Annotated in this window: 13 protein-coding genes; 3 read left to right on the plus strand and 10 right to left on the minus strand. The window is 38.6% G+C overall.

Annotated elements, in window-relative coordinates:
* Window positions 1-35 precede the first annotated feature (35 nt).
* The 5 genes from T7867_RS13500 to ddlA form a co-directional block, all read right to left on the minus strand.
* Window positions 36-446: a hypothetical protein gene (locus T7867_RS13500; protein ID WP_068223478.1), complete on the minus strand. Its 411-nt coding sequence runs from the start codon at window positions 444-446 to the stop codon at window positions 36-38.
* Between the two features lie 51 nt (window positions 447-497).
* Window positions 498-1,490 carry an NAD-dependent epimerase/dehydratase family protein gene (locus tag T7867_RS13505; RefSeq protein ID WP_068223473.1) on the minus strand — a complete coding sequence of 331 codons (993 nt, stop codon included), beginning with the start codon at window positions 1,488-1,490 and terminating at the stop codon, window positions 498-500.
* 50 nt (window positions 1,491-1,540) lie between these two features.
* Window positions 1,541-1,912, minus strand: coding sequence for a hypothetical protein (locus tag T7867_RS13510; protein WP_068223471.1), 372 nt, complete (start codon window positions 1,910-1,912; stop codon window positions 1,541-1,543).
* A gap of 77 nt (window positions 1,913-1,989) precedes the next feature.
* Window positions 1,990-2,538: a GNAT family N-acetyltransferase gene (locus T7867_RS13515; protein ID WP_068223467.1), complete on the minus strand. Its 549-nt coding sequence runs from the start codon at window positions 2,536-2,538 to the stop codon at window positions 1,990-1,992.
* On the minus strand, window positions 2,535-3,605 hold the full coding sequence (ddlA, locus tag T7867_RS13520) for a D-alanine--D-alanine ligase (RefSeq protein ID WP_068223465.1): 1,071 nt from the start codon (window positions 3,603-3,605) through the stop codon (window positions 2,535-2,537). Before ddlA ends, T7867_RS13515 begins: the two co-directional genes overlap by 4 nt.
* A gap of 234 nt (window positions 3,606-3,839) precedes the next feature.
* On the opposite strand from ddlA, the gene T7867_RS13525 reads away from it, so the two are divergent.
* From T7867_RS13525 to T7867_RS13535, 3 genes are all read left to right on the plus strand, one after another.
* Window positions 3,840-4,550, plus strand: a complete 711-nt coding sequence (locus T7867_RS13525) for a 2OG-Fe(II) oxygenase (RefSeq protein ID WP_221406009.1) — start codon at window positions 3,840-3,842, stop codon at window positions 4,548-4,550.
* A gap of 314 nt (window positions 4,551-4,864) precedes the next feature.
* Window positions 4,865-6,151 (plus strand): Nramp family divalent metal transporter, encoded by a 1,287-nt coding sequence (locus T7867_RS13530; protein ID WP_068223456.1) that lies wholly within the window; start codon window positions 4,865-4,867, stop codon window positions 6,149-6,151.
* 60 nt (window positions 6,152-6,211) lie between these two features.
* Complete coding sequence (locus T7867_RS13535) at window positions 6,212-7,126, plus strand: endonuclease/exonuclease/phosphatase family protein (RefSeq protein WP_068223453.1); 915 nt, start codon at window positions 6,212-6,214, stop codon at window positions 7,124-7,126.
* Between the two features lie 124 nt (window positions 7,127-7,250).
* Here the strand turns inward: T7867_RS13535 and T7867_RS13540 are convergent, their stop codons facing one another.
* The 5 genes from T7867_RS13540 to T7867_RS13560 form a co-directional block, all read right to left on the minus strand.
* Window positions 7,251-8,102, minus strand: coding sequence for a M28 family metallopeptidase (locus tag T7867_RS13540; RefSeq protein WP_084375722.1), 852 nt, complete (start codon window positions 8,100-8,102; stop codon window positions 7,251-7,253).
* A gap of 227 nt (window positions 8,103-8,329) precedes the next feature.
* Window positions 8,330-8,950 (minus strand): hypothetical protein, encoded by a 621-nt coding sequence (locus tag T7867_RS13545; RefSeq protein ID WP_068223448.1) that lies wholly within the window; start codon window positions 8,948-8,950, stop codon window positions 8,330-8,332.
* 11 nt (window positions 8,951-8,961) lie between these two features.
* Window positions 8,962-9,696 (minus strand): HupE/UreJ family protein, encoded by a 735-nt coding sequence (locus T7867_RS13550; protein ID WP_084375750.1) that lies wholly within the window; start codon window positions 9,694-9,696, stop codon window positions 8,962-8,964.
* Window positions 9,686-9,868 carry a hypothetical protein gene (locus T7867_RS13555; protein WP_157717688.1) on the minus strand — a complete coding sequence of 61 codons (183 nt, stop codon included), beginning with the start codon at window positions 9,866-9,868 and terminating at the stop codon, window positions 9,686-9,688. Before T7867_RS13555 ends, T7867_RS13550 begins: the two co-directional genes overlap by 11 nt.
* A 16-nt stretch (window positions 9,869-9,884) precedes the next feature.
* Entirely contained in the window at window positions 9,885-11,054 is a 1,170-nt protein-coding gene (locus T7867_RS13560) for an efflux RND transporter periplasmic adaptor subunit (RefSeq protein ID WP_068223445.1), read from the minus strand.
* Window position 11,055: the final 1 nt, after the last annotated feature.

Here is an 11,055-nt window from a genome sequence, read left to right on the forward strand (position 1 = left end):
AGAAAGAAGGAGGTGAGCTAATAAGAAAGAGATAATTATTGCTCAACAAATGGGCCTGATAGCGGGATTATATGGCAGCAGTCATGACCAACCGTAAAGTCTTGTTGAAGTACTATCTCATTATTCTTAATACCGAAGAATCTGAGAATGGTGCCAGTTTTCTTGATTTCTGAAAGCCTAACATCTGAAACCACTACATACTGCCCTTCATCCAAATGATCATTTAAAGAACTTTCTTGGTAAAGGTTTCCGTTGTCAAGATTTTTGACATAGTAGTTGTCCAAGACCACTGGTTTTCCATCTAACATGGCTTTATAGCTGAGGTAGCGGAGTTCTTCCGTACAAACCAAATCTTGATTGCACGGTGCAGAGAGCATACTTATTTCGTCTTCACCACAAGAGCTGAATGCCAATAATGTCAGTAAGAAAAGAATGTAGCGTTTCATTTAGTCTATCGTTCAAAAAAGTAGACAACAGTGAAACGCCATAGGTTGGAATTAGCTTTTTATATAACCATGTTTTTCGAACCAAATATAGGCTCGGTCTATAGCATCTCGCATGGTTAATTCTGGAGTATAATCTAATTCTACTTTAGCTTTTGTTCCATCTAGGTGTTGGCCTCCGGCTAACACAGCAATGGCAGTAGAGCTTAGTTTTGGTGGGTTTCCTTTAAATAAAGCATAGCGTGTTTCTTCTAATTTGTTAACAAATTTCGCCATGTTAAGAGGAACCGTTTTTGTAAGCTGAGGAACACCCGCACGTTCACAGATAGTAGCCACAAGGGTATCCATATTTACATTCTCTCCTGTAATGAGGTAGCGCTCGCCAGCTTGGCCTTTTTCTAAGGCATACAAGAGTCCTCTGCCAGCATCTCTGGCTGAAACTACATTGCGTTCGCCTTTGAGATATGCCTTCAAATTCTGATTGGCAATGTCTACAATTAGCCTTCCTGTAGTTGGGGCGAAATCGTACTCGCCAAAGGTCATGGAAGGAATTCCGATTACCAAAGGCAGACCATCTTTAGCTGCAGATCTGGCCATGTCGTCCATGAGCCATTTTACTTGAACGTAAGGAGCGGTGTTATCTGGTGCCTTGGTAAATGATGCCTCTTCATTTGCTAACCCTTCTAATGTTTTAGGAAGTGCCACCGCACCACCAACATAGAGTGCCTTTTCGATTTTAGCTTTTTCTAGGGCATCGAAAAAATAGTTCATCTGAAGTCTGGCCGTTTTCATTTCTTCTGAAAGCGGCCTAGGAATAGTAGGGTAGTAGGCGGCACAATTAGCCACAGCATCTAACCCTTCAAATGCTTTTACTAAACTTCCTCTATCGTTCAAATCAGCGACTCTCGATTCATAACGCAAATCTATGACCTTGTCTAAATCTGCGTTTTGTCGGTGTATAAGAACGATTTCGTATTGTCTTATCTGTGCTTCTATGGCCATGTGGTGACCCAACATGCCTGTTCCGCCTATGATTCCTATCTTCATTAATGTTGATTTAACTAATTGTTCAACAAGCCGGGGAGGCTTTGGTTCAATTAGTCTTCATCGTCCTCATCATCTTCAGAGTCGCCATACGGATCTGAGTCGTCCTCATCATCCATATCATCGTCATTATGCTTTTCAGCATACTCGATTTTGATGTCGTCCTTAAGGTTGCCATCCTCATCGTAATCATCGTCATCTTCAATGATTTGTTGGGCTTCCTCAATGGTCATTCTTACCAAATAATACTTTTCTTCAGTTTCAAAAGGAAGAGCTGAAACGCGTTTACCTTCCTTATTGGTAAAGTGGATTAGATTGTCTTCAAAACCTTCAGGGTACTCGAGCTTTATTTGCTCTTGAATTCCTTGATCTAGTTTTTCAAAGTCTTTAATTACTCTGGGTTTTGACTGACTTGTTTGACTCATAGCAGTTAGATTTTGAAGGCAATTTCAATCTTCTTCTGAAAAAATCAACTAGTCGGAAATAAATTCTGTTTAAATTTTTAATAACCAGCCCCTAAAAGATCTATTTCTGACTGAAAACCAATGAATTGCCTCGGGTAAATCATAACATAAGGATCCCAAAAAGGATTGGCATTTGGAGTGTCGCTGAGCGAATTGATGATTTTGTTCTCTATGGAACGACAGTTTAGCTTCTCATAGAAACCAGGAACTCCAGTTTGAAATAGGCCAACAGCGAACTCGCCACTATCTATTCTTTTAAAAGCAGCTTGAACTAGCAAGGCTCCTAAACCCTGTCCTTTTCTTTGGGGGTGAACACAAACAGCTCCAAGACCCATTACAGTTATCCTCTGGTTGTCTACCTTTATTTCCCTTGGAAAGGATTCTGCATAGCCAATTAAGCTTTCTGCTTCATATATGAAATGACAAGTTTTGTTGGGGTTTCTCTTAATGAAATCCTCAATTCTACTAGCCTTGGTAAATCCCTTTGGTTTTGTATCGGGCCAAGTAAGGTCAGTCAGTACATTGACCTCTTCTATGGCACTTGTTTCTACTAAATTAACAGGTATGGAAACTACGGCATAATTCATTTTACTTCTCTTGCTTTCACGTTTAAAGAGGCATCGCTCTTATGCTTGTTAATAGCCAATTCAATGAGTAAACTCAAGAGTTCTGAGTATCCTATACCAGTGGCTTCCCACATTTTCGGATACATACTGATGTTTGTGAAACCAGGAAGTGTATTGATTTCGTTGATCAGAATTTCTCCATCTACAGTTACAAAAAAGTCAACTCTGGCTAGGCCTTGACAGCCCATGGTTTGGTAAGCTTTTACAGCAACAGACCTTACCTCGCTGATTTGCTCTTCGGTAATAGAAGCAGGTATTTGGGTTTTTGAAGCATTAGAATCAACATACTTAGACTCGAAATCATAAAAGTCGGTGTTGGTTACAATTTCACCTGGAAGAGAGGCTTTCGGTTCTTCATTTCCCAGTACAGAGCATTCAACTTCTTTGCCTACGATTAATTGTTCTATTAGAACTTTGTGATCATAGGTGAGCGCCATTTTTATTTTCTCATCATACTCTGCTTTGGTCTTTACCTTATAGACACCCACAGAAGAGCCTAAATTAGCTGGCTTTATGAAAACTGGTATTGAGAGTTCACTTTCTACTTGTTCGAAAGAAGGAATGCGATTGTCTGTAGCCATAAGATAAGGAGCTATGTTGATACCCGCATCTCTCAACAGTCGTTTGGTCACATCTTTATCCATACAACTAGAAGCAGCCAATACATCACAACCCACAAAGGCCAGGTCTACCATTTTAAAGTAGCCTTGAATAGTTCCATCCTCACCAAAAACACCATGAAGCACAGGGAAGGCCACATCTAACGTCTCAACGACTGAACCATTTTTAAGAGAAATGAGCTGAGCTTTCGGGCTGCCAGGAACTAAAGTGACAGGTTCACCAGCAGCATCTTCATCAAGATTACTTTCATCTATTAACCACCAATGGCCGGCAGTATCGATTTTAATGACGCTTAGGTTGAAGGCACTTCTATCTAAGTGTTTAAGAATACTTTTCGCTGAAAGTATAGAGATTTCGTGCTCTGTAGATTTGCCGCCAAAAATGATGGCGAGGTTCAGTTTCGACATGTAATTAAAATAAAACTCAATAATAAGTGATTCTAGAATCTCAATTACAAAAACTGAAGCAATGGTTTAAAAAGTCTTTAGGAAACCCTCTTATTTCCTAGAGGGTATACCCTGAAATTTTTCACCCTTTAGGGCAGGGGTCGATACTGGAAAATTCTCAGGATCAACTTTTAAATCGATGTTATTACTGCTTTAAGCCTATTGAAGAATTGAAATTCAAGTAAACTAAGAACGTTGAAATTTCACATTTTGATAGAACAATATCTCAAAACTTCTTACCACTTTTGCAGCACTTTATATGCGGTTGTAGAACTGTTGGAATGTATTGCCGAAGAGCAGTGGATTGACTGGGTTGATGCACTTGCCAAAGATGACTACCTAGTCATTGATAATTTTCTCAATGATGAGATTTATGCCGATTTAAGGCGCTTTTTCCTTAGCAAATTGGGGCATGATGAGTTCGATCCGGCAGGAATCGGGGCTTTGTCTGACCATCATTTAGATAAGAGTAGAAGGGGAGATCATGTTTACTGGTTGGATTCTAATGTGGACACTCATTTATCGCCCGTTTTCGAAATCATCAGAGATTTAATAGCCAAGCTCAACCGCTATTGCTACTTAGGTATTGCCGATTTTGAGTCGCACTTGGCTTATTACCCTGTGGGTACTTTCTATGAGAAACATGTAGATCAGTTTAAGGATCGGAGTAACCGCCTTATTTCTATGATCATTTACCTGAATGAAGGCTGGAAAAAAGGTGATGGAGGAGAACTGAAGCTTTATTTAGACGATGAAGAGAGGTTGGTTGAGCCGATTGCTAAGCGTATTGTGCTCTTTAAAAGCGATGTGCTTCCACACGAAGTGCTAAAAACCAATGTAGGGAGGTATAGCTTAACCGGCTGGTTGCTGAAAAAACCTGCAGAACTCGGGTTTTTGTTAGGCTAATTTACAAGCCGCGTTTTATCACCAACTACCTTTGACAAACTTCTTTTCGTGCTTATTCATAGGTCAATGCTCCTGAGATGTCTCAGGCTTAAGTTTGTCAAAGGTCTTTCCAATGACCAGCGGTTGGTATTTACCTATTTTTTCATCCTAAGTACAGCGAAGGATCTAGTGTTCATTAAAGCTGTCAGTCTTTCTATGCATCAACAGTTTTGGTTTAGAGCCAATCATGGTGTCCTCACCAGGATTAACCATATGAATCGGTTAGGACACCGATTCCGGCTGTCTGTTTTTATTCAGAATTACTATCTTCCACGATGAAGTCGAAATTCTGGAATTACATTTTTTGGCTGGTCATCGCTGCGGCTTTTATTGGTCCAGGAACGGTGACCACAGCTGCTTCTGCCGGAGCTAACTATCAGCTTCAGCTTCTTTGGGCGCTTTTATTTTCGACCTTGGCCTGCATTGTAGTGCAAGAAGCTTCTGCCAGAATCACTATTGTTTCAGGAAAAAGCTTAGGACAAGCTATTAAGGATAGGTTTTCTAATTCTTCCTTTGTTTGGTTCATAGGTATTTCCATTTTTCTCGGTTGCCTTGCTTACGAAGCTGGGAATATTCTAGGAGCAATATCGGGGCTAGCATTGCTCAACTTTGGGATTCCTCAATGGGTTTTTACAGCCATAATCGCGGGTGTCTCATTTCTACTTCTATATTTTGAAAAGACTAAATCAGTCCCTCAAATTCTAGGTGCGTTGGTAGCCATAATGGGGCTCGGGTTGTTCTATGCTGCATTCAATGTAGATGTTAAGTGGAACGAATTGCTAACAGGCCTGTTTGTACCGCAATTACCAGAAGGTTCAACCTTAATAGTTTTAGGATTAATAGGAACTACAATCGTACCTTACAATATCTTCTTAGGTTCAGGTCTGGCCGAAGGAAAAGAACTCAAGTCTGTAAGGTCTGGATTGATTTTTTCCATTCTTCTTGGTGGATTTATCTCAATGGCTGTTGTGGTTGTAGGAACAAGTGTAAATGGTCAGTTTTCATTTGAAAACCTCTTCAATCAACTCATATCCGACCATGGTAAAGTAATGGGTTATGCTTTTGCTTTTGGTCTTTTTGGGGCAGGTTTTACATCTACCATAACTGCTGCTTTGGCTGGAGCTTTAACTATTCGAAGTGTTCACCCAAAAGGTAATTCATGGTCAGATCAGTCGCTTAAATTTAGAAGGTTTTGGATGGCTATTATCCTCATAGGTTTTGGCTTTGGAGTTTCGGGGATTAAGCCAATTCCTGTAATTATTGCAGCTCAGGCCGCTAACGGCCTTATTCTACCAGTACTTACTTTTGCGCTTTGTATTCTTTGCAACAGCAAACTACTTTTATCTCATAAGAATGGAATGTGGTTAAATTTAGCCATGATGGTTACCCTATTTGCAACCTCAATTTTAGGGCTTATTAATGTTTCAAAGGCGTTTCATGCCATTGTCGGAATTGACTTTAGCTTTACAGGTGTCAACCAGTGGATCATCGTAACCCTTTCAATAGCTGTTGTTACTTTCACCGTTTTTCAAATTCAAAAGGAAAGAAGAGTTAACATTTAGTTCATGTTAAAATCAAATAAAACGCTGGTCATACAGGCTTGTCGGTTTTAACTTTGCAGCATGCAAAAAAGATATTGGCTATTTGGATTGATGTTGTGGGCAGTAATGGCCTGTGGTGGGGATGGAGATACAACACCAACCCCTGATGACGATGATGATACTCCAGAACCTAGCACCTATGAAAACTGCTTGGTTAATGTTTCGAACGAGACACTGGAAGTAGTTACTTGGAATATTGAGAACTTCCCTGTCTTATCTGGTACTGCAGAAAAAGTGGAAGAGATTATTGAAGACTTTGATGCAGATGTTATCGCTCTTCAGGAAATTAAGTCATTGGATGATTTTGATGTGTTAGTAGATGCCTTAGATGGATGGTCTGGTCATGTAGAGCATATTAGTGGAAGCTCGCAGAGATTAGCTTATCTATATAAGGACAGTGAAATTACTGTTACCCAGCAACCTACTAACCTATATGGCGACCTTAACAATTCTGACTACAACACTGCCTTTACTTCTGTGAGAAGACCTTTGTATATGCAAATTCAACACAGCAGTGGCATGGTGGTAGATTTAATTAACGTCCATATGAAGTGCTGTAGTGGTTCGGAAGATAGAAGAGAAAGAGCTTCTGAGCTGGTTAAAGAATATATAGATCAGAACCTTGCTACAAGCAATGTGATTTTCCTAGGCGATTTCAATGATGAAATTACGGATAGAGGAAGTGATAATGTGTTTAAAAACTTCATTGACGATTCTGACAACTTCTTATTTACTACCATGGAGATTGCTGAAGGCCCATCTTCAGGTTGGTCTTTCCCTTCTTGGCCGAGTATGATCGATCAAATTGTGATCTCGAATGAGTTGTTCGATAACAACGTTTCAACCCAAGTGTTAAAGCTTGAAGAGTGTTTAACCAACTATGCAGATGCGGTTTCAGATCATAGACCTGTATTGTTGAAATTGTCTACTAACTAATTGCAAACCGTTTAAACGGTTCGATAATAAGCGATATTGAAACTAGCCCATGGTTTAAACTATGAGCTAGTTTTGTTTAGTGCCATTCGAACGATTGCGAGAAAGGCAGTTAGCTAATGCTTCTTTACTTCATCATATCTTCAAAAACCTTCTGAACATATTCAGTAATGGTGGTGAGATAGGCAAAATTTACGGTTTCATAAGTGTCGGTAGAACGATGATAGTGCGGAGTGGTGTCACCATTTTTATACTCTTCGGTAATACCTGTTGCCGCAAATCCTAATTGTCTGAATGACCTATGATCGGTGGAGGTTACATCCGAAATCTGGATGGGGAAGGTATAATTGTATTCACCAGCCACTTTTGAATATTGGTCTCTTATTTGGTCTGTCGGAACTTCTAATTCTATACCTCTGTCGCCATCTTCATCCCAACCTAATTGGTCGATGGTGTGAACAGAAACTACATTCACCTTATTTTCTAGAAGCTGTTTTGCATAGGCCTTGCTGCCTTTAAATCTTCTTTCTTCTTGATCAAAGAATACAATCTGTAGATTGTATTTCCTAACTTCTAAAGTAGAAATATATTCTGCTACAGCATAGACTAAAGCTACTCCAGTAGCATTGTCATTGGCTCCCGGGCTATTTTTTACAGAGTCGAAATGAGCCCCGATTATTATCCACTGATTTGTTTTGGAAGTAGCCATTATTGAACCCGTAACGTTACGAGCCCTTTTTTTATAATTTATTATCTCGGATTTATCACAGAAAAATGATATTTTATATTTGAGGTATTCAGCACTAACTTTCCTTGCTCTATTAGAGTGTCTATCCTTTAAAAGTGTGTTTTTAGTTATTGGGCTGTGTCCGGATAGTTTTGATATAATTTCCTTTTGTTGAGCTGAACGGTTATTTGTTTGAGTATAGCTAAAGGATATGGTTAAAACTAGAAGGCTAAAGGTTAAGATTGGTTTCATTATTTTTCTAAAATACAATCATTTTTGACAGGAATTTCTTCCAACTAGAAGATTAGAAAAAATAATGAATTTAACCTTGGGGTTTGATAGGAGGGGATTGTGCAGAAGCCATTTTTTTAGGTAGTCGAGATTATAATAGATATTACTAGTTGTGCCCGGGTAGAAAAAAATACTGTTTTTTACATAATGCAGCTTCCTACCTCGGGACTTTTTACCAACTATATAGTTTATTTAAGAGAATATTCTCCCTCCAAACGTATAGTTACCTCAACATTTTTGTCAGTATCATTTCTGAAATACCATCCATGCGGCCCCTCAAAAGGTGCTAAGAGGCTACCTGCCATATTGTTCGAATAGCCCAAGGTATAGCTTTCATAATATGTTTGTTGAGGCTTAACTTGCTGTTTAACCTCTCCATGAAAGTCAATATAGACTAAACCATCATTTGTCAACCATTCATACTTTATTTTGCCATGTTTTACCATGTCAAATTTGTATTCAATACCTTTTTTCGGTGGGATAGAAATAGTTATTTCATCTTTTCGGAAAGGTAGCTTTTCGGCTGGGGCTGGAAGATTTACTTCCTCTGGAATGGGTATGTTCTTACCGGAACCGACTTTTTCTAACTTGACCACGGGCAAAGTTTCCCTATTAGTAGAAAAAACGATGTCTTCACTATTCTTGTCAGATACATATAGTTTATCAAATCCTATGAGTTTACCAGCGCCTGTAGGGTCTAAACCATATTCAGCTGGCATAACAGCAACAATTAGAACTAGTGCTCCGATTGCTGCTGATAATATAATTGCACGAATTAATTGTTTTTTATTTAAAATTTGTTGTTGCATTTTTTTAAAGATTAAGAGATGAAAAAGCCAGTTAATTGAAAACCTAGAAGTAGAAAGCCAGCGGACATTAAAATAGTGTTAGTAAGGGTAGCAAAACGCATAAAGCTGTTTTGTTTTCTCCATATGCTCACTAGGATTAATACCAAAGCAAGAGCCAGAAACTGACCAATCTCTACACCAATATTGAAGCCGATTAAATTTGTTAACAGACCTGTACGGTCAAATTGAAATTCCTGCAATTTACTTGCAAGACCTAAGCCATGAAACAAACCAAAAATTAGCACTGCGGCTTTAGTGTTAGGCTGTTTGCTAAAAAACCGTTGAAAACCTCCTAGATTATCAAAACCTTTGTAAATAATGGATATAGCAATTATAGCGTCTATTAAGTAGGCGTTTATGGCCATATTGGTCATCACTCCTACCAAAAGAGTGATGCTGTGGCCAATTGTGAACATACTGACATAGAGTAAAATCTCTTTAGTCCGATATAAAAAGAAAATTACACCTACTAAAAAAAGTAAATGATCATAGCCAGTAACCATGTGCTTAGCACCGATGTATAAAAACGGAATGAATGCTACTCCGCTATTTCCTGTTAGAAAGTTCTGTGTGTTTTCATCAACCCCATGAGCATATGCATTGCTTGTAATAAATGAAAGCAATGCTAATAGTACCAATAAGGTAGTTTTTTTGTTAAGAAGAACAGCTTTAATCAACGTCTGATTTTTAAGTGAATTAATGTGCATGACCGTGTTCTTTAATCTGTCTGAGGCTATCTGTTTTTCTTTCACTTCCCATATTGCTACTATCTTCAATTGGTGTTATTTCTTTTGAAGGATTGTTTTCTTTTGCAGATTTATTGTTACATGCACTTAAAGCTGAAATACTGATTATTGTTATAATTATTATTTTTTTCATAATTTTTATAGATAAGTTAATTTTCTTCTGAATTTATTTTTGCTGATAACACGGCATAGGCATTTTTAAACACCCATTTCTTTTCTTCTGGATGAGAAAACCCAGGAAAACCAACCGCTACTTCTCCATCGTGCTGACTACCCAACACAACTGGCACTAATTCAAATACATATTGATTGTTGCTGATTTCTTGTAAAATCAAAAAGGGATTACCTTGATACATAACAATTGCCTCTTCTGGCGCTGTTAAAGCAAGAGTGCTATCTGTTTCTATCCTGGCTTTCACATACATTCCAGGCAACAATCCTTCTGCGTTGTTTTTAGCAATATGGCTATGCACCGGAACCACTCTATCTTTTTCACTTGCGGTTCCTACCAGAAAAACACTTGCTTTTCGGTTTAATCTTAGTTCGCTATTAGCACCAAAATGAATGGCTTGCCCTTCTTTCACTCGAGCAATCTCTTTTTCATAAACATCGAGCACCAGATGCAATGCTTCTCTATTCACAATTTCGAACACTACATCTTTCGGATTTACATAGTTTCCTAAATTGAAATTACTCGTTTTGATGTGACCGTTAATAGGAGACCTCAGCACCGCTTTGCTACTTATGTCTCCTTTATCTACCGATTCAACGCTAATTCCTACCAAGTTTAAACTCGCTCTTAGCCCTTCTACTTTTGCCTTTTTTGCTTGGTAATCAGCACTAACCTGTTCAAAGGTTTTAACTGCATTCACTTCGTTACTTCGTAATGCTTGCTGGCGTTTATATTCTGATTCTAAATAGGTTAAGCGAGCTTTACTTTCTAAATAATCTCGCTGTATCTGTATAAATTCAGGGTTTTGCAATTCTGCCAAAACCTCGCCTTTTTTAACTTTTTGCCCAGGCAATAAAGCTGGCGTGAGTAAATATCCACCCAGCGGTGCTGATAAAGTGGCGGTTCCTGTAGGTTCTGGTTCTACTGTACCATTTACGCGAATTACTTCGCTTACACTCTTCAGTTGTAATTGCCCCGTTCCGATTTCAGCCAACTGATACTGCGCTTCTGTAAAAATGAGTTGGTTCTTATTTACAGGAGCTGATTCAGTAGAAACGGGCTCATTTGTTTCTGATGTATTACTACAGGCTGATAATAACAGAGTTAAGACCACTATTACCAACCAATGATTTTGATTAAATTTCATT

The organism is Roseivirga spongicola (genome assembly GCF_034376045.1).
GTDB lineage: Bacteria > Bacteroidota > Bacteroidia > Cytophagales > Cyclobacteriaceae > Roseivirga > Roseivirga spongicola.